This is a genomic window from Methanobrevibacter sp. UBA188 (assembly GCF_905234905.1).
Classification (GTDB): domain Archaea; phylum Methanobacteriota; class Methanobacteria; order Methanobacteriales; family Methanobacteriaceae; genus Methanocatella.
Genome location: NZ_CAJOJM010000002.1, coordinates 32,381 through 52,227 on the forward strand (window position 1 = coordinate 32,381; position 19,847 = coordinate 52,227).

Sequence of the window (19,847 nt, forward strand, 5' to 3'; positions counted from 1 at the left end):
CATTAGAAAAACTATTCATTAGCCCCCTAACACAAATATTTTTTTATAAACATTTGCCCAAAGTTTAGAACCATAATAATTTTACAAAGTAAAATAAACTTTTTTAAAATCTTGCTAAATTTACCTTAAAATAAAAGATAACCTCCTTTAAATCCTCAAAATCATTATTAAACTTCAATTTATTTAAATTTTTTCTAAAAAACGATAGCAATTTCTTATTTTAAAAAAATATGCCATTCAAAAATAAAAAACATAAAGTGAAATAAAAAAAATATTTTATCTATGAAAGAGAAATAAAAGTATAATAAAAGTTAAGGTAAGAGACATGAGGAAAAAAATCGCAATATTAATAATGGCATTACTATTAATTGCACCAGTTATACAAGATGTAACTGCAACTAAAACTGTTTTTATCACAACAGACAATATTGTTGATCATGATTTCGATGTAGGATTAATAACAGCCATTAAAAACTACGTACAGGAACTTAGCGGTGGAGAACTTCAAGTTGTAATTGATAATCAAGCCCCAGCTGCCGGAGAAGGTTATCGGTCGATTGAAGTAACAAGTGATGCAAGCATAGATTTAGCTGCATCAGATGCTGGAAATTATATACAATTAGCAAATTATAGTGCACATTCCAATAAACAAATTGTTTTTGTCAATATAGGAGATTATGACTTAGATAACTCTTCAAACTACCTCAGAAGAGCATGGGATGACAATTATACCAATGAAACTATTGCTGGAGTGCATGACCCTGGAACACTTCTTAGAAATTCAGGAATATTTTATGTACAACCTGCAAAAGAATTCCCAGACAAATACAAAAACGGCATTTTAGACAATTATGATGATGAAATGGCTAAACAGATTGCTCAAGAAATTGTTGGCATCATCAATACCCATGATAATGATACAAAAGTATTCAGCGAGGATCTGGTTGTTAAAAATAAAATTAGCCCTGCAGGAATGGCAAATGCAAGCAAAGAATTATTGAATAGTGGTGATAAAGAGTTTAATGGGACCTTCGGAGCATACACTGCCCCACAATTATTATATCAAACCAGTTCCTATTTAAATGGTAATGGATTAGATATTCCAAAAACTTTCAAAGAGCCTGAAAATCCAATGGGCGTTTCAATATTTGCAAAAGGATCATATTCAATTTCTGATTATTTCAAAATGGGAGGAATAGTTAGAAATTATATGGACGAACATGGTCAAGCCCCTGACTCAATTGAATATGAAGGTGCACAAATCAGTTATTATGATTTATTATATAACTTCGCAAAAATAACTCAAAATCATACAGACAGTGCACATATGGGCTTTGAAAATGAATATCAGTTTGAAAAAGTAAATAGTTCATTCTTACTGGATGTATTCCCATTCATATTAGTATTATTCATATTATTCCTTGCGTATTTAGTTTATAAACGAATAAGAAGATAATTTTTAATATCATAAAAAACAAAATTTACATTTTAAAAAAAATAGAGGGAAAAATTATGAAAAGATATATAGCAGAATTAATCGGAACAATGGTTCTTGTATTATTTGGATGTGGAAGTGCAGCAATTGCAGGTTCAGTTTTAGGAAATCTTGGTATTGCAATGGCATTTGGATTATCAATTGTAGCAATGGCATACGTAATTGGCGACATATCAGGATGCCACATCAATCCAGCTGTTTCAATAGGTATGTGGATAGATGGCAGAATGGAAGCAAAAGACTTAATAATGTACATTGTATTCCAATGTATTGGTGCAATTATTGGTATTGCACTTCTTGCAGCTATTATTAACTCATCAGCATACCTTGGAGGATATGCTACAACAGGATTAGGTCAAAACGGATTTGGAATGGCATCAAGTGTTGGCCTTAATGTCGTAGGTGCAATTATTGTAGAAATTATCTTAACTTTTGTATTTGTATTCACCGTTCTTGGCGTTACCAAAAAAGTGGAAAATGCCACTATTGCAGGTATTGTAATAGGTTTAACATTAGCATTTGTACATATCATGGGAATTCCATTAACTGGTACTTCAGTTAACCCTGCACGTAGTTTAGCTCCTGCATTATTCATGGGCGGTCAAGCTCTCCAACAAGTATGGGTATTTATTTTAGCACCTATAGTTGGTGCAGTAATTGCAGGATTACTATACAAAGGTTTAATTTCAGAGGATGCTTAATCCTCTAACTTTTTTTATTTTATATTTTAATACTTCCAGTATACGTACAACCCTTAATCTCTTCAAAATCAGTTTTTATTTTAAAATCAAATGTTTTTTCATTAGCAACATACATATGAGCCAATGCGATTCCCACATCAATAGGATTCCACTTTTTAAGAACTTGACGCTTTAATATATTCTGTCTGATTTGATATACGTCAAATCCATCCTCAGTATGTTTAAAGTACCAAGGTTGCGAATTGATAGCTGACGGCGCTAATCGCGCAGGTTCCAATTTATCATCAGCGTTGTCACTGATTTTGGATAATTTTTTTCTTTTGAAGGAATTAACTTCCCTTGATTTGTCATTAGACTTTCCGAATGCAATTGCAATTATGAAATTAGGATCTTTCTTCTTAACTGATGCCATTCCAACCCAGCAACTCCCAATATCAATACTCTGTAAAAAAAGAGAAACCTGCTGAAAAACAAAACCAATATTTTCAAGATAATTTTCCTTTTTCTCGGAATATAATGTCAAGTAATATGGTGCTTTCCAACGAGTCTTAATGTTGAGTTCATCTTTTTTAAGAATTTCATACCTGTAATCGATTTTCTCATTTAATGGCTTAACATTGGATATGAAGTCATGAATAGGTCCCATATCAATGGCTTCATCAACATACTTGCGACAAGATTTCCTAAGATATATCTGATTGACTAAATTCATTGAAAATCACCTTATATAGAACTTTATAATTAAAACAATATAAAATTTAAATAATATTGAATTGATACATTATAAATAAGGTGAATTTATGAAAATTGTTATTGCAATTGGAGGATCAATATTACTTAAAGAATATGATTGTAAAAAATTCCAAGAGTACAGTGCTATATTAAAGGATTTATCTAAAGAACATGAATTATTCGTCGTTGTTGGTGGTGGAAAGCCTGCAAGAGAATACATCGGAGTAGTTCGTGATTTAGGTGCCGGTGAAGCACAATGTGATGATATCGGAATAGAAGTTACAAGAATTAATGCAAAACTATTATTGTCTGCACTTGGAGATGCAGCATATCAAAGAGTTCCCCATAACTTCCAAGAAGCTTTGGAATTCTCAGCAAGTGGAAAAATTATTGTTATGGGTGGAACCGAACCTGCTCACAGTACCGATGCAGTATCTGCAATTCTTGCAGAATACATTAATGCAGACAAGTTAATTAATCTTACTTCAGTCGATGGAATGTATACCAAAGACCCTAACAAATTTGATGACGCCGAACTTGTTCCTGAAATTTCAGCAACTGATTTGCTTGAATTTTTAAGTGGCAAAGATGTTAAAGCAGGAACTTACGAATTCTTTGACACCACAGCTGTTCAAATGATTAAAAGATCCAATTTAGAAACTGTTATTACCAATGGTTTTGAACCTGAAAACTTAATTAAAGCAGTGAATGGCGAAGAAATCGGTACTAAAGTAATAAATGAATAGGTGATTAAGTGGAAAATCTCATTGATATTGGTTTAAACCTAATGCACTCCTCTTTTAAAAAGGACAGATTGGAAATAATCGAAGAAGCCAAAAAAGTTGGAGTCACCCAGTTTATCATTACTGGAACCAATGTACATTCAAGCCATATGGCTGCAGAATATGTTTCAAAATTTCCTGGAACATTATTTTCAACATCAGGAGTTCATCCTCATGATGCAAAGACTTGCAATGGACATACTATCAATGAATTAGAAAAAATAGCTAAAAGCAAAAGTGTTGTGGCCATCGGAGAATGTGGTCTTGATTACAATAGAAATTTTTCACCACAGGATTTGCAAAGAAAATGGTTCGAAGCACAAGTTGAATTAGCTGAAAAATTAGACATGCCTTTATTTTTACATGAAAGAGAAGCACATAAAGATTTATATGATATATTAAAAAGGCATGACGATGTTGTCGAAAAAGCAGTTGTCCATTGTTTTACAGGAACAAAACAAGAAGCACAAAATTACATTGATTTAGGTTGTAGCATAGGTGTTACTGGATGGATTTGTGACATGAAAAGAGGAAGAGACCTGCAAGAGGCAGTGAGTGTTATTCCTCCCGAAAAATTAATGATTGAAACTGATGCACCATTTTTAATACCTAAAAACTTTGATAAAAAACCTAAAAAAAATAGAAACGAACCGAAATATTTACCACATATCCTCGAAACAATTGCACTTTGCATGGGCCTTGATGCAGAAGAACTCGCAGTTCAAGTTACTAAAAATACAAAAGAATTTTTTAAAATATAAAATGGAGATGAAAAAATGGCAGTAGAACCTCATAAACATTGTCCTATTTGTGGGACACCAATACCTTTAAACGAACTTGTATGCTCACCAGATTGTCAAAAAGTTTGGGATGCAAGATTAAATCAAAGAAAAAGATCCCAGATAATATTATATGTCGTTATTGCAATATTCTTAATAATTTGGGCATATTTAACATTTATGAAATAAGTGATAAATATGATTTTAACATCCTCAAATACCCTTGAAAATAAAACAGTTATAGAATATAAAGGATTAGTTACTGGAGAGTCATTAATTGGTTCCAATATTTATAAGGATTTATTTTCAGGTGTTCGTGATGTTGTAGGTGGGAGAACATCCAGATATGAAGAAGAAATCCAAAAAGCACGGGATATTTCCTTAAACAGTATGACTGAAAAAGCTGAAAGTTTAGGTGCAAATGCAATTATTGGACTTAAAATTTCTTATGATAATCTTGGCGGTACCATGGGAAACACCATTCTTGTTACAGCTTATGGTACTGCAATAAAATACGAATAACATGGAACTTAATAGAAAAGACCTTACTAAAAACGAAAAGCTAAAAGCAGTGCTTTGTATCAGTTTTGGTACAGGAATAGGGCTTATTGTTTATGGAATCTTTTTATATTTTCACATTGATATATACGGATGGAATTTAGGTTTAATTTTTGCACCGTTAGCAGCAGGTTATGCTGAAACCATTTTGGCAAATAGAATCCTTGGTGAAGATATTGGAGCAATAAGTGCTTTCATTCTTTTTATTGATACTACTTTTTACAGTTTTATTTTGAAAAATCCAACATTGGGATGGAATCTCATAACTATAGGATCAGTATTAGTTATTCTCCAAGCAGCATTCCCAACATTAATCAATTATATCCTTTTGGTTGTTGTTGGGGGAATTCTTTCAAATTTCATAAAAACAATCAAAAAATATGAAAGGAAAATTCAATCTGCCATTAAACATCAGCAATATGTTAAATGGGACGGACCTGATGTTGAAGAAGAGGAAGAATTGATTATAACTTATGATGAAGATGAGAGTAATCGAAAAATCAATGATTTGGATTTTTACTTCATAACAAGTACCGATATGCAATCTAGAAAACATGAAATAATGGGAATTTATCAAACTGAGATTATTCTGGATAAAGACCGAAGAATTATTAAATTAGAACCTGAAAAAGCTGAACAAAAAGTTCTTTCAAACATTAAAGAAGGAAAAGATGAATGCTTAATCAGACTGGCTGAAAAAATTAAAAAAGATGGTGGAAATGGAATTTTAAATCTATCAATGACCTATAACTTGATTGGATTAGGCGGTGAAAATATCCAAGTTACTGCAAGAGGAGTGGGCATTAATATTTTATGAATATATAATCCGATTTTATAATTGATTATATTCTAATTTTAAATCAAATTTAGCGAATTCTGTTTCATTTAAGAATTTCTTCATATCCTTATCTAATTTTAAAGCCAAATCAACAACAATACCTAAAAAATTATCAAAGTCTTCCTTTGATTGTGAATCTAAACCATGAGCTAAAATGGAATTATTCCTTTTTTGAGTCAAATCTCTAATCTTATTTTCATTATCCATATAGTATTTACCAAGCTCATCGCCCAATTCATTAAGTAATAGGAAATCAGCAGTTAAGCCAATTCTTATTTTGCCGTCCTCTCTCATTTTTTCTAGATAATTGATGAAATCTTCAGATACATTCTTTTCTAAAAGAATTGAAGTATCTATATCAGAACTTTGAAGGTTATACTTTGACAATTTAACTTGAGCAATCAGTTCAAATGATCTGTATAAACGAGCTATAGCATCATCATACTTATATTCAGCCGCTTTTCTTTTAGAATTGTTAATTAAACATGCAAGCACATAACAATTTTTCAAATTTAATGACTTTGAATTGACAATAATACCTAAAGCCCTTAAATTTTTCTCCAATTTAACTCTGACTTCAATAAATTCTCGATAACTCATATCAACTTCTTTCAAATAAGAATATGCATTTTCAAAGTCCATGTTGTCCCAGTAATAATAGGATTTACAGAGATTTAGAAAAGAGTCTTTAGGAATTGTTATATCTACGATGCGTTTTAAACCATCAATACAAGGCATAAATCGATTAGAATTGAAATTACGTCTAGCCCTCATTATTGAAATTCTATCATATATTTTATACAAATTCTGATAGTTTATTATTTCTGTTCCCAAAGAAACATCTCCTTTAGTTCTGTCCCCACTGACAGAAATTAAATCCTTACTATAAAACATTCCACAACAGGCCATAGCTGCAGACATTGTTTTAGTTCCGGATGTGTAATCCATTATAATTTGATATTCCTTGGTTATATCCATATCCAATTCCCATATTTTAGATTCGAATGTTTCAAAACAGGTGTTGAAATCATCAATAGCATCAATAGGAACAATCTCATAATCATCATCCACTATGAATTCATCATTATCATTTACAAATAACTCTTCAATATAGTTGATTGTTTCCCTAGATTTTTCAGATGCAAAAAATACAACTTTATTGGGATATATTTTAGTTATTGTGGAATATAACTTTTGGGCAAGTAATTTAAAACCTCCGTCATCAGAGTTTGAATCGGTTCCAGTTCCTACAATCATAAATAATATAACTTCTTTTCTTTTCATATTATCACTAAAACAATTATAATTAAATATTTTATAATTTTTCTTTAAAAAATTTATGGAATTAGCAAAATTATGGTAAAATACCTAACATTTTCAAAGCCATATACATTACCAAAATTGAAAATACAATTTTCAGTTTCTTTTGGGGAACTTTATGGGCAAATTTTGCACCGACCGATGCTAGTGGAACTGAAAAAGCAGTAATTAAAACAAAATTAATGATGCTTACATAACCTATTGAATATGGAAATGTATTAACTCCCCATCCTGAAACAACATATGATAAAAATCCGCCAATTGCAGTTAATGAAATGAAAATCGATGATGTTCCAATAGCTTCAATCATTGAAAATCCTAAAAGAGTAGTAAGAATAGCTATTAAAAATATTCCCCCACCAACACCTAAAAGTCCTGATGAAAATCCTACAGCCAACCCTATAATGGCTGTTGAAAGCAAATTAAAAGGTATTTTTGAATCTTGTCTTTCTTTATTAATATTTATTATGTTATTGACTGCTATAAACAGCAACAAACAGCCAAAAATTATTTCCAATATTCTTGATGGCAATCCAGATGCTACAAATCCACCTATAACCCCACCAATTATTCCAAAGATTCCCAAACGTAATCCTGGCTTAATGATATTATCCATTGTCCTAGTATGCCTATATGCTCCACTTAATGATGTTGGAACAATTATTGCCAAACTAGTTGCTAATGAAATAAGCATTGCCAAATCCGGCTCGACTCCAATGTATTTTAACAAGAAATATTGTAGGGGAACTATAATAAATCCTCCACCAACACCCAAAAGACCGGATGCAAATCCTGCGCAAATACCAATTAAAATTAATCCTATGAAATACTCGATTGGAAACATGAACATCATTTATTTAAACTATTAATACTTAAATTATTGTAATGAAAGTTAATAAAACTATCATAATTGGATTGATATCTATAGTGATTGGAGGAATAATCCTTACAAGTGACATTCTTAATCCAATTATTAGACCCGTTACACACTTATTTTTAATGGGATCCTCAAAAGGAAAGGACATTCTCTTTTTTGGTCTTTTAGGGTTGTTTTTGATAATACCCCAATTAATTAAAAAGAATTATGATTCTGAGAAATACCTTCAGATATCAATGGGAATCGGTTGGCTTTTATTAATTTTGGGAATTGCTCTTGAAGTCATGTTCAGACAACAAATGGGAATTAAACTTAACACTGTTTTTTGTTCTATGTCTAACACAATGAGTTCTACAAGCATTTTGCATACCCACCTACTAAAGTCAATTATTGGAGCCCTTATAAGTCAAATTATGGGACCTTTTGTTCAAAGTAACATCAATACTGGCGTTGGCCTATATTCATATGTTCCAAGTTTTGGTTTTTTAGTGATTCTGTTAATCCCCGCATTATTTGTCACATTAATTTTAGCAATTAGAAATCGTCCATGGTTTACAAGTTTACTTTTAGCTTTCTTTTCAAGCTGTCTAATTATCGGAGCCATAGATGGAGGATTATTCGGAACACCCGCATTGGTTGGAATTTTAGGATTATATTTAGTATATAGAAATGGATTCTATATGAATTATATTCTTTACACCGTGTTAGGAGATAAAAATTCACTTGAGAAAAACGAAGAAATTCAGCCAGTTTACCGGAATCGTGGATTTAAAGAATGGAGATACATATTTAATAGATTTCTAATTTGGTTTGTAGTGGTTGGAATAATTATCCTAAGGATGAGCGTTGGAGTGGCTGGTGCTGAAACCGATTATTACACAGTAGACGTTGTAAACCCCACAGACAACATTGATTTGGGAGACATTAATTTAAAAGTCATTGAACAAAAAAATTATACCGATTCAAATAAGACCACATATTATATCGACCACAACTATAATGAAATGGAACTTATAAATGATTTGAAGCATCCTCTGAAGAATTCTTGTGAATATTATACGGTAACCTGGAATATCTTTTCTTATCTTGAAGATTACCCTGAAATTAATAGATATAGTTTTATATTACAAAAATAATTTAAATATAATGAAAAAAATCTATCTAATTTTACCAATATTGGCAGGATTGATGTTTGGATCAAGTGGCATTTTCGTTCGAACATTAACTCAAAATGGCATTGATTCAACCACATTGCTTTTTTTAAGGTTTTCAATTGCTATAATCCCCCTTTTAATTGCTATTTTTTTAACCGATGCCAAATTATTAAAAATAGAATTAAAGGATATCCCTCTTTTTTTGCTTTGTGCAATATGTATTGTTGGACTGAATATATGTTACAATGAATCAATGAATACTGTTCCACTATCTTTAGCAGCAGTACTATTGTCATTAGCTCCAATTTATGTATTAATTTTAGCATACATATTATTTAGAGAAAACATCACCGCCAAAAAGTTAATTTGTATGGCTTTGGCAATTTTTGGATGCATCTTAATGACTGGAGTTCTTGAAAGCAATTTAAGTGATATTCCATTACTGGGCATCATTTCGGGAATAGGTGCTGGATTATTCTGGGCAATCTATCTAATGGCATCCAAAAAATCGATTGAAAATGGAAATCACACTTACACAATACTGATTTATTCTATAGTTTTCATTTCAATAGCATTGATTCCATTTACAAACTTTAGCCAAATTACAGGTTTCATATCAATTAATCCCACATGGGCAATCATATTTCTGATTATACATTCAACATTTTCATTTGCCCTACCATATATTCTTTCTACAGTAAGCTTGAAATATATCGACTCCGGAGTATCATCCATCATAATGTCCGGAGCAGAACCTTTCGCTGCATTAACCTTTGGATTTTTAATCTATTCTGAAGTTCCAACATTTCTAATGTTTTGCGGATTTCTATTAACAATAATATCAATCATGATTATAGGCAAAAAAGAAAATGCGAAAAATTAATTTGACAACCAATAGGGAGAGGTGCATTTCAACTGTAAAATGATTATCAACCAACATTTTAACAAAACTCCACAATAATCTATTTTTTAATTATTTTAAAAGTTTACAACCTATAATAAAAAAAATAAACTTTTTAAGAACAATTCTTTAAAAAAAAGTAAAAAATATTGATTTACTCGGAATTTTTTTTCATACAATAATTTAATTAAAACAGACATTAGCAAAAATATTTATTAAAAATTCAATAAAAAAACAAAATAATGAAAATTAAACAATCATTATAAAATTTAATGAATATAAATGAGCCACTAAACTTGAAGATGAATTTGCCCAAATTCTATTTTCATGTTAAAATATTATTATCTTGGAAAAAAATCAAATTCTAGATACGAACAAAAAACACTTGAAACTTAAAAAAACAACTTTTTTTACAAAGATTTATTAAATCAAAAAATAAATTTAAAAGTATGATTTTAAGCATTATCATACCTACCTATAACGAGGAAGAATACCTTCCAGTTTTATTAGAAAGCATAAAAAAACAAAATTTCAGTGATTATGAAGTAATAGTGGCTGATGCTAATTCAACTGATAGAACACGAGAAATTGCAGAGGAATATGGATGTGTTATAGTAGATGGAGGTCTTCCAGCAGTAGGCAGGAACAATGGTGCTAAAGTTGCCAAAGGAGAGTATTTAATTTTTCTAGATTCTGATTTGGTACTTACAGACGATTATTTGAGAAATGTAATTTATGAATTTAAAATGGAAAGACTTGGAATAGCCATTACACAAATGCTTCCAATGTCAAATAAAATTGAAGACAAATTATTCCACGATTTTGCAAATTACTTTATGATTGGCGTTGAAAACATCAAACCACATGGTGCAGGTTGTTATGGAATTATAGCAAAAAAAGAGTTGCACGATGAATGCAATGGTTTCGATGAATCATTAACTTTTGGTGAAGATACTGACTACATTGAAAGATTAGCTAAAAAAGAACCATTTAAAGTACTAAGAAATGCAAAAATTGGTGTTTCAACTAGAAGACTTGAAGAAGAAGGAATTACAACATTAATAAAACAGTACGGTAAAAGTACTGTGAATGATTTTCTGGGAAAAAGAACTGACGCTGAAGAACTAGATTATAACTTTGACCATGGCCATGAAAAGATTACTACATCAGAATTATCAGGACTTGAAAAAAACGCAAAAAGAATTAATTCAGTTAAATCACGTTATGATAATTCAGTTGAAAGATACAACACAGCCCAATCTAGAATAAAAGCAAATCATCGTAAAAGACAAAAAAAAGTTGTATTTTACTGTGTTTGCGGTGAAGGAATGGGTCATGCTATCAGAACAGGAGTCATTGTTGATAAAATTAAGGAAAAATATGATGTATACCTATTTTCAAGTGACAGAGCATACGAATACTTGAATTCCAAATTTGACAACGTCTATGAAATCGGAGGATTCAATACTGTTTACATTAACAATAAAGTGAATAATCTGAAAACTCTTTCAGATGCCATTAAAAGAAATCCCACAAATATTAAGGTAGGATATGAGAATTTATATAAAAAAGCAGCTCAACTAAAACCGGACGTCATTGTTACTGATTTTGAAATTTATGCTACAATGATTTCTAAAATCAGAGGCATACCCCTGATTAGTTTGGACAATATCCATATGATGACTCAAACTAAAATTGATTATCCAAAAAAATATTTTGGAGAAATGCTTAAAGCAAAGGGAGTTATCAAAACTTATGTTGTAAAACCGAAAATACATATTTTAACCAGTTTTTTTTATCCTAAAATTAAACCAAGAAAAAATGCAGTTATCTACCCTCCAATTATCCGTGAAGACATAATGAAATTGGAACCTAAAGATGGAAATCATGTTATTGTTTATCAAACAAGCCGAGAAAGCGAAAAACTTGTTCGTAAATTAAAAGCACTTAAAAATGAAAAATTTATTGTATATGGGTTTAATAAAAGAGAAAAAGATGGCAATTTAATTTATAAAGAATTTAATGAAGACGAATTTTATGATGATTTGGCATCATCCAAAGCAGTGATTTGTAATGGTGGTTTTACATTCATCTGCGAAGCAATATATCTTAAAAAACCTATTTATTCTGTTCCGGCCAATGGAAATTTTGAACAAATATTAAACGGATTTTATGTTCAGAAATTGGGTTATGGGGAATATCATGAAATCATGAATGCTAAAATGGTCAAAAACTTCTTAAACAGACTTCCAAAATATCAAAAAAGACTTTCAAAAGTTAAAAATTACAACAATGATGGAATTATTAGAGAACTAATATATAGAATTGAAAAATATTCGCTAGGAAAATAATAAAAAAAGGATTAATTAAAAAATTTAATTAATCTATAAAGTTACACCCATTTCCAATTGTTCGGTTAATTCTTTGTATCTGTTACGTATGGTTACTTCAGTTACACCTGCAATATCTGCAACATCCCTTTGGGTTTTTCTCTCACCAAGTAAAACGGATGCAATATATAATGCAGCTGCAGCAACTCCAGTAGGACCTCTTCCTGAAGTCAAACCTTTTTCCATAGCTTTTTCGATTATTTCAATAGCTTTGGATTGTGCTTCACCGGAAAGTCCTAGTTCTGATGCGAATCTTGGAACATAATCAACTGGAGAAGTTGGTGGTAATTTAATGTTTAATTCACGAGTTAAAAATCTGTAGGTACGACCTACCTCTTTTTTAGTAACTCTTGACACTTCAGCAATTTCATCTAGAGTACGCGGAACATTACAACGGCGACATGCTGCATATAATGAAGCAGCAACCACACCTTCAATACTTCTTCCTCTGATTAATTTATTATCTACTGCACTTCTGTAAACAACAGATGCGGCTTCCCTTACACTTCTAGGAAGACCTAATCTTGAAGAATCACGATCAAGTTCACTTAATGCAAATGCTAAGTTCCTTTCAGTAGCACCGGAAATTCTGATTTTTCTTTGCCATTTTCTTAATCTGTACCATTGAGCCCTGTTTCTTGCAGGAATATCACGACCGTAGATATCTTTATTTCTCCAGTCTATCATGGTACTTAAACCTTTATCGTGAATAGTGTAAGTAATTGGAGCTCCAACTCTTGTACGTTTATCTCTTTGTTCATGGTCGAATGCTCTCCATTCAGGACCCATGTCTACAAGGTTTTCATCAATAACCAAACCACAACGAGCACAAACTACTTCTGCTCTTTCATAATCACCAATTAATTCTTCAGAACCACATTCAGGACATACAGTCTGTTTATTATCATCAAAAACTTTTTCTTGTCTTGGTTCTCTTGTAGATCTCCTACCTCTAGTTCTAGGAGCTTCTGTTACTTCTTGTGTCGTGCTTTCATCCTCCTTTTTTTAGGTTTTTTGGATTTTGGTTTTGATACAAATAGTTTTTCACCACAATTTTTCGCAATACGATCCCGATTGGCTGATCTAAATAACCTAATTGAGACGTATGGTTGTTTTGTTGGTCCAAAAACATAGCTAACCTTCCCAATTTTATTTTTATTACTGTCAAAGACAATTCCACCAGGTGACGGTGTTTTAGAAGATCTAGCTATTAATTTACCAGAATTTGCAATATGCAAACTATTTCCTAAGAATTTCATATAATCAAACTAAAATCAAATCTGTATCGTTTATATAATTATAAGAAAAGTAGTATATAAACATATCGGTAATATTTATATACCAAATGAGTTTATATTTAAAAGTTTTACTATTTTCATCTAAGGCCAGTAATCTGTGCTAAAGTCATACCACTGGCCAATTTTTCTACAATTCCTGACTCAGTCAATTTCACTTCAAGCGCTGAAACCATAACTTTATTGAACAATTCCTTAGGAATTATAACAATTCCAGTCTCATCTCCAAAGAAAAAATCACCAGGATTTATGTTATTTCCTTCAATTTCAATTGGTTGGTTTAAAGTACCCAAACCAAGAGCTAAACCAGCATTTGGAACAAAATTGGAAGCAAAAATAGGATAATCCATATATAATAAAGCATCCAAATCACGAACGGATCCATAAATAACGGTTGCCTTAATTCCATTATTTTTAGCCGCAGTAGATGCTAATTCACCCCATATGGCTTTTTCATCATTATCGACTTTGAAAAATAAAATATCTCCATAACCTGCAGCATCAATAGCCAAAGCTGAAGTTCCCCAATCATCACTTGTAGTTTCAGCAGTAAAAATGCTTCCCCACACTTTTAGATTATTAATAGGTTTTATGGATTTTATAGTTCCGGAACGATGTGAAATTCCTTTATATGCATCCGAAATTTGGCATGCAGATATATTTTCAAGCAAGGAACAAAGATGAATATGTTCCCTATAATTATCGCCATTAAATTTTAAATCATCAACAGTAACATTTTTTAAATCAATATCCCCAACATTAACCCGCTTATCTAAATTTTTATTTTTATTTAAAACATCACTCGGAGTTACGCTCATTAGCTCACCATATATTCTTTTTTCATAATAGATATTATGATTGCTTTGTTAAAATATTTTTTCAATATGACACATTTTATATATTAGTTTTACCAATATAAGACATGTAGTATTATAAAAATACTTTAATTATTATATGCTCATAAGAGTTTATTTACATTATTCATTATTATAAATTATTATTAATTAATTCAAAGACAGGAGAAAAATCAAATATTAAGGAATCGAAGATTGGCGAGTTTTATAAATTTCAAATTAAATCATATGGAATGAATTGATAAAACCTTAATTGTGTGACGCTCCTAAATGTATTGGCTCTTTTTCTAGTGTATAATAGATAAAAAAATATGTTTATCGTATAATTTATGCAAGTTTTAGTTATTACATAAATTATCCCGATTAATAAGCTTAGGAGGCTTAAAAATGGGAAAAGGTGAAGAATTAACTACAACAAAATATTTAATTCATGCCCAAATTACCGCCAACGGTATTGTTGAAAAGCCTGATGTTGTTGGTGCAGTATTTGGACAAACTGAAGGTTTACTTAGTAACGATTTAGATTTAAGAGAACTTCAAAGAACTGGAAGAATTGGAAGAATCCAAGTTAACATTCATTCCAATAGCGGAAGGGCAAAAGGTGAAATTGTTATTCCATCCAGTTTAGATAGAGTTGAAACCGCCATTCTCGCAGCATCTCTCGAAACAATCAATCGTGTTGGACCTTGTGAAGCTCAAATTCAAACTTTAAAAGTTGAAGACGTAAGAGCAGTCAAAAGAGAACAAGTTGTTAACCGTGCAAAAGAAATCTACAAAAACATGGTTGAAAGCGTCGGTCCAGCCAGTATGAAAATGATTGAAGAGGTAAGGGAAGCAATGAGAGTTCACGAAATCTCTGAATATGGAGATGATCGTTTACCTGCAGGCCCAAGCATACACACTTCCGATGCAATTATTGTAGTGGAAGGCCGTAGTGATGTTTTAAACTTACTCAAATATGGTATTAAAAATACCGTTGCAGTTGAAGGAGTCAGTGTTCCTCAAGCAATTGGTGAATTAAGTAAGAAAAGAACTACCACTGCATTTGTAGATGGAGATAGGGGCGGAGAACTTATCTTAAAAGAACTCTTGCAAATCGGAGATGTTGACTACATTACACGTGCTCCAAAAGGAAAAGAAGTTGAAGACCTAGAAAAAGATGAAGTTCTAGTCGCACTCAGAGATAAAGTTCCTACAGCACAATTTTTAGCAACAAACAATATTCTGAATGAATCCAATAGTTCTAATAAAAAAGACAACAACAATAAAAAATATCAGAATAAACATTCCAAAAAACATCAAAAATTCACTCCTCGTGAAGAAGTTGTTGAAGAACCAGCTGTCGAAGATGATGAAGTTAGCTTAATGAAAGATATGTTAAAAGAATTTGAAGGCACTGGCAGTGGAGCTATTTTAGATGAAGCATTGAATATGACCAAAGAGGTTGAAGTGGAAAACATATACGAAGAAATCAAAGGTATTGAAGGGACCGCTAATAGTGTCATATTTGATGGAGTAATCAGCCAAAGATTAGTTGATGTAGCTTCCGAAAAAGGAATAAAAAAATTAGTTGCATTCAAATCAATGAATATAGTTAAAAAACCACATGATGTGAAATTAATAACTATTAACTAAATACCACATTTTAGGAAATAGAATCACTATTTCCATATTTTTCTTATTTTTCAAAACTTTTTGTTTAATCGGCTTATTGCTAAACTTAACCTATCCTTCAAATCGCAAAAAATTCATAAATAATATATAATATAATAAACAGAAATATTATAGAATTTAGAAATTGGAGGATAAAAATGAATATCGATATGGATAATTATTATAGTACTAGAAAAAATGTATTCGAAAGAATTGAAGATGCTAGTACTGCAACTAAATTACTCATGTCATTAATGATGGCATGTTTTACAGGTATAATGGCTCAAATTATTATCCCACTCCCATGGACTCCAGTTCCTATAACTGCACAAACATTTGCAGTATTATGTTCTGGTTTACTTTTAGGTAAAAAATATGGATGTTTAAGCCAAATATTATATGTTGTTTTAGGTATTGCATTTATTCCATGGTTTGGTGGAATGACCGGAGGTATTGAAGTACTCCTCGGATCAACTGGAGGATTCTTAATCGGATTTATAATTGCATCATACTTCATTGGAGCAATTAGAGACAAATATGCAGATGCCCGTAACTTTACAAAAATGGCACTAGTAATCGGTGTTGCAAACTTTGCATTAATTTACATTCCAGGTCTTGCAGGCCTTGCATTATGGTCCAGTTATGCAGGAGCACCATTAGGAATAATCGATTTATTAATGATGGGTCTTGTTCCATTTATTGCTGGAGATATTGTTAAAATTTTAGGTGCAGCCTCTGTATCTAAAGCATTTTTACCAAAAGACTAAAAAGGTTTCAAACCTTTTCTTTTTTTATTTATTTTACTGATATTATGAAACTTGTTTTACGAGGTCATCATTTATTATGCCTCCAAGGTTTTCAGGGATATGGCTATGACGATGATTTTGTTAAAAATATGACTAAAATCAATCAAGCTAGAAAATCAGAAGGCACAACCATTTCAATTACAAACAGACCGGACGATATCTGCAGATCTTGCCCAAATTTGAAAGATAATTTATGTCAAAATCATAATGAAAACGAAAAAATCGTATCAATGGATAATGAAGTGTTATCTGAATTTGACCAAACTACGGAATATGATAGCATAGATTTATTTAAAAAAGTTGAAAACATATTTAATTCAAAAGAAAGGGTGAGTAAAATATGTTCTAAATGCATATGGCATGACAAATGTTTGTTTTATCAAAAACTATGAACCGATACTTTTAAATACTACATGATAAAGATATATTAAATGTTGTAATACAACAAATATAGTCCCGTAGGGTAGTGGTAATCCTTCTAGGCTTTGGACCCGGAGACGGCGGTTCGACTCCGCTCGGGACTATTTCAATTAACTATTTTTTATGATATTTTATGGAAAAGCTATTACTTATTGGAATTGATACTAGAAGTATGCTTAACAGTGCTTTAAAGCTCAATTATACGATTTATTCTACAAGTTACTTTTCAACTTCAGACACCCCAATTATTGAAAATCAAAAAATTATCCTAAAGGAAGAGGATGGAGTGAGCTGTGGTGTATTTGAAGATAAATTCAATAGCGAAAATATTTTAGAAATTTCCAGGGATTACCTTGATGAAGTCGACTACATCATACCCATTTCAGGAATCTCCCCATCTGATTTTTCAAAAGGACATAAAAAAAAGATTTTAGGAAATAAGAATGTTAAGGATATTGAAAACAAATATAATTTTTATGAAAAAATCAAAGATGAATTCTTAACTCCAATGACTTTTAATGTAATTGATATAGATGAAGCATTTGAAATAAGTAAAAATTATCAGAATATTCAATTTATTTTAAAACCCGTGCAAGGAAGTGGTGGGTATGATATCAACATGTTAAATAAAAACACATATATTCAATTTAACAAAGGCGAATTTATTCTTCAGGAATATGTCTCCGGAATCAATTTAAGTTCATCAGTTCTTGCAAGTAAAGATAGTGCAAAAACAATAATGAATTCAAGATTATTGACAATTAACGATTTTGAAAAAAATAACAGTTTTATATATGTCGGAAATATTCTGCCTTTAACCAAAAAATCCATTATGGCCAATGTAAAAGATATCAACAAAATAAATGACAAGATGACCAACACATCCCAGGATTTAGCAGAAAAATTCAAATTGATTGGCTCTAATGGCGTGGACTATATTCTTAATGAAAATGGACTATATGTAATCGAAATGAATCCCAGACTTCAGGGAACATTTGAATGCGTAGAAAAATCATTGGGAATAAATATGCTCAATGCACATATAAAAGCATGTTTTGGAGAGATTATTGAAATTCCTAAAGCACAATATTATTCCTATAAAAAAATCATTTACTCACCGACAAGAATGAAATATGAAAAAATAGATTTAGAAAATATTTATGATACACCACATATCGGATCGATAACTGAAAAATCAGAACCTTTACTCACAATAATTGACAAAGATAAAGATTTTGAAAAATTATATGAAAAAGTAGAATCAGCAAGTAAAAAGGTGAATGAGTTAGCTAAAAAAAGCCAACAAGGTGCAAAATAAATATTATTGCTCCAATTGTTATCAAAAAAGTAGTTGCAATCATTGCATAAGTCATCCACATGAATACTCTAGCTTTATTATCAGGGTCTTTCATAAACTGGTCAATTGGATTTCTTTTCATTTTAAACACACTTTCTACAAATTTCTAGTAAAAAAATATTTTACAGTAACGATTTTAAATAAACTTTTTTTAAAAATAAATTAATTTTAAAACTTTAATTAAAAAATAATAAAAAAATAGAAGAAAATGAGAAGTATTAAGAAAAATTTAAGCTTCTACATTTTTAGCTGCTTCAGCTTCAGCAGCCGCTTTTTCATTCTTCTCAATAGTGGATCTAATCATTTTCAATCTTACGAAGTTTTCCCTTTCCATTTCTTGGAGTCTCATATCAATATACTTTTCAGTATTTTGGAATCTTGGAATCATAATATGTTCCAAAGCATTTACCCTACGTTTAGTAGCTTCGATTTCTTCAGCGAGTAAGAAAATTGTTTTTTCTACTTCACCCAGTTCGATTAAGTACTTAACAGATTCCTCATATTTTTTAGCAGCTTCGTCTAATTGAATAGTAGTGTCGGAGAATCCATAACCTCTGTCAATAATGGACCTTTCTTCCATTTTGACATCTGTAACAGGTACTGCAACACCCATAACGCTTCTTGAAGTAATATCAACATCAATAGATTCTTTTACAGATAATGCTGCTTTTCTAACAGCTAAATCACCCATTGCAATTTGAGCTTCAAGTAAAGCTTCATTTGCTTCACTTAGACTTTTTTCTGCGTTTTCACGAATACCTTTGACACGATCCAAGATATCAAAAAACTCTTTAATTAAAGCGTCCCTTTTCTCTTTAAGCAAACCATGCCCTTTAACAGCAAGTTTTGTCCTATTCTTAAGGGACAATAATTCCATACGAGTTGGATTAATTCCATCTATAATATCTTGTGCCATTTAATCACCTACATATACT

General features: G+C 31.1%; 21 protein-coding genes, 1 tRNA gene and 1 pseudogene. 15 read left to right on the forward strand and 8 right to left on the reverse strand.

What is annotated here, in order from left to right; genetic code table 11:
* The first annotated feature begins 325 nt into the window (after positions 1-325).
* A complete protein-coding gene (locus tag QZ143_RS00565; protein WP_292880253.1) occupies positions 326-1,456 on the forward strand; it encodes an adhesin in 1,131 nt (376 codons plus the stop codon).
* 56 nt (positions 1,457-1,512) lie between these two features.
* Entirely contained in the window at positions 1,513-2,196 is a 684-nt protein-coding gene (locus QZ143_RS00570; RefSeq protein ID WP_292606913.1) for an MIP family channel protein, read from the forward strand.
* A 19-nt stretch (positions 2,197-2,215) separates the two neighbouring features.
* Here QZ143_RS00570 and QZ143_RS00575 read toward each other — a convergent pair whose 3' ends face one another.
* Positions 2,216-2,908 carry a nitroreductase family protein gene (locus QZ143_RS00575; protein ID WP_292880256.1) on the reverse strand — a complete coding sequence of 231 codons (693 nt, stop codon included), beginning with the start codon at positions 2,906-2,908 and terminating at the stop codon, positions 2,216-2,218.
* 88 nt (positions 2,909-2,996) lie between these two features.
* Here QZ143_RS00575 and pyrH point away from each other — a divergent pair, with 88 nt between their 5' ends.
* The 5 genes from pyrH to QZ143_RS00600 are packed head-to-tail and all read left to right on the forward strand — an operon-like array spanning position 2,997 to position 5,864.
* Positions 2,997-3,674, forward strand: coding sequence for a UMP kinase (gene pyrH / locus QZ143_RS00580; protein ID WP_292880259.1), 678 nt, complete (start codon positions 2,997-2,999; stop codon positions 3,672-3,674).
* Between the two features lie 8 nt (positions 3,675-3,682).
* Positions 3,683-4,471, forward strand: coding sequence for a TatD family hydrolase (locus tag QZ143_RS00585; RefSeq protein ID WP_292606904.1), 789 nt, complete (start codon positions 3,683-3,685; stop codon positions 4,469-4,471).
* A 15-nt stretch (positions 4,472-4,486) separates the two neighbouring features.
* The gene (locus QZ143_RS00590; protein ID WP_292606902.1) at positions 4,487-4,678 is read left to right on the forward strand and encodes a DUF2116 family Zn-ribbon domain-containing protein; all 192 of its coding nucleotides are present in this window, start codon (positions 4,487-4,489) and stop codon (positions 4,676-4,678) included.
* Between the two features lie 9 nt (positions 4,679-4,687).
* Positions 4,688-5,011, forward strand: a complete 324-nt coding sequence (locus QZ143_RS00595; RefSeq protein WP_292606900.1) for a heavy metal-binding domain-containing protein — start codon at positions 4,688-4,690, stop codon at positions 5,009-5,011.
* Between the two features lies 1 nt (position 5,012).
* Positions 5,013-5,864, forward strand: coding sequence for a hypothetical protein (locus QZ143_RS00600; RefSeq protein ID WP_292606898.1), 852 nt, complete (start codon positions 5,013-5,015; stop codon positions 5,862-5,864).
* A gap of 15 nt (positions 5,865-5,879) precedes the next feature.
* Here the strand turns inward: QZ143_RS00600 and QZ143_RS00605 are convergent, their stop codons facing one another.
* Together QZ143_RS00605 and QZ143_RS00610 are read right to left on the reverse strand one after the other, a co-directional pair.
* Positions 5,880-7,169, reverse strand: a complete 1,290-nt coding sequence (locus QZ143_RS00605) for a TIGR02710 family CRISPR-associated CARF protein (protein WP_292880263.1) — start codon at positions 7,167-7,169, stop codon at positions 5,880-5,882.
* A gap of 70 nt (positions 7,170-7,239) precedes the next feature.
* The gene (locus QZ143_RS00610) at positions 7,240-8,058 is read right to left on the reverse strand and encodes a sulfite exporter TauE/SafE family protein (protein ID WP_292606892.1); all 819 of its coding nucleotides are present in this window, start codon (positions 8,056-8,058) and stop codon (positions 7,240-7,242) included.
* A 32-nt stretch (positions 8,059-8,090) separates the two neighbouring features.
* On the opposite strand from QZ143_RS00610, the gene QZ143_RS00615 reads away from it, so the two are divergent.
* The 3 genes from QZ143_RS00615 (at position 8,091) to QZ143_RS00625 (ending at position 12,488) form a co-directional block, all read left to right on the forward strand.
* Positions 8,091-9,218: a hypothetical protein gene (locus QZ143_RS00615; protein ID WP_292606889.1), complete on the forward strand. Its 1,128-nt coding sequence runs from the start codon at positions 8,091-8,093 to the stop codon at positions 9,216-9,218.
* 10 nt (positions 9,219-9,228) lie between these two features.
* Entirely contained in the window at positions 9,229-10,119 is an 891-nt protein-coding gene (locus QZ143_RS00620; protein WP_292880267.1) for a DMT family transporter, read from the forward strand.
* Between the two features lie 467 nt (positions 10,120-10,586).
* Positions 10,587-12,488 carry an MJ1255/VC2487 family glycosyltransferase gene (locus tag QZ143_RS00625; RefSeq protein WP_292880271.1) on the forward strand — a complete coding sequence of 634 codons (1,902 nt, stop codon included), beginning with the start codon at positions 10,587-10,589 and terminating at the stop codon, positions 12,486-12,488.
* A gap of 33 nt (positions 12,489-12,521) precedes the next feature.
* On the opposite strand, the pseudogene QZ143_RS00630 reads toward QZ143_RS00625, so the two are convergent.
* The 3 genes and pseudogenes from QZ143_RS00630 to QZ143_RS00640 form a co-directional block, all read right to left on the reverse strand.
* Positions 12,522-13,442: pseudogene (locus QZ143_RS00630) on the reverse strand (transcription initiation factor IIB); the annotation flags it as partial.
* A 56-nt stretch (positions 13,443-13,498) separates the two neighbouring features.
* Positions 13,499-13,786, reverse strand: a complete 288-nt coding sequence (locus QZ143_RS00635; RefSeq protein WP_292606882.1) for a Gar1/Naf1 family protein — start codon at positions 13,784-13,786, stop codon at positions 13,499-13,501.
* 116 nt (positions 13,787-13,902) lie between these two features.
* Complete coding sequence (locus tag QZ143_RS00640) at positions 13,903-14,640, reverse strand: RraA family protein (RefSeq protein WP_292880274.1); 738 nt, start codon at positions 14,638-14,640, stop codon at positions 13,903-13,905.
* 423 nt (positions 14,641-15,063) lie between these two features.
* On the opposite strand from QZ143_RS00640, the gene dnaG reads away from it, so the two are divergent.
* The 5 genes from dnaG to QZ143_RS00665 all read left to right on the forward strand — a co-directional run bounded on the left by dnaG (position 15,064) and on the right by QZ143_RS00665 (position 18,873).
* Complete coding sequence (dnaG, locus tag QZ143_RS00645) at positions 15,064-16,311, forward strand: DNA primase DnaG (RefSeq protein WP_292606875.1); 1,248 nt, start codon at positions 15,064-15,066, stop codon at positions 16,309-16,311.
* A 182-nt stretch (positions 16,312-16,493) separates the two neighbouring features.
* On the forward strand, positions 16,494-17,096 hold the full coding sequence (locus QZ143_RS00650; RefSeq protein WP_292880334.1) for a biotin transporter BioY: 603 nt from the start codon (positions 16,494-16,496) through the stop codon (positions 17,094-17,096).
* A 44-nt stretch (positions 17,097-17,140) separates the two neighbouring features.
* The gene (locus tag QZ143_RS00655) at positions 17,141-17,527 is read left to right on the forward strand and encodes a DUF1284 domain-containing protein (RefSeq protein ID WP_292606872.1); all 387 of its coding nucleotides are present in this window, start codon (positions 17,141-17,143) and stop codon (positions 17,525-17,527) included.
* 60 nt (positions 17,528-17,587) lie between these two features.
* A tRNA-Gln gene (locus tag QZ143_RS00660) sits at positions 17,588-17,659 on the forward strand.
* Positions 17,660-17,688: 29 nt separating this feature from the next.
* Positions 17,689-18,873, forward strand: a complete 1,185-nt coding sequence (locus tag QZ143_RS00665; protein WP_292606869.1) for an ATP-grasp domain-containing protein — start codon at positions 17,689-17,691, stop codon at positions 18,871-18,873.
* On the opposite strand, the gene QZ143_RS00670 is transcribed toward QZ143_RS00665, so the two are convergent.
* Positions 18,845-18,994, reverse strand: a complete 150-nt coding sequence (locus tag QZ143_RS00670; protein WP_292606867.1) for a hypothetical protein — start codon at positions 18,992-18,994, stop codon at positions 18,845-18,847. The two genes, QZ143_RS00665 and QZ143_RS00670, sit on opposite strands and share 29 nt — an antisense overlap.
* 147 nt (positions 18,995-19,141) lie before the next feature.
* Positions 19,142-19,828: a V-type ATP synthase subunit D gene (locus QZ143_RS00675; RefSeq protein WP_292606865.1), complete on the reverse strand. Its 687-nt coding sequence runs from the start codon at positions 19,826-19,828 to the stop codon at positions 19,142-19,144.
* Positions 19,829-19,847: the final 19 nt, after the last annotated feature.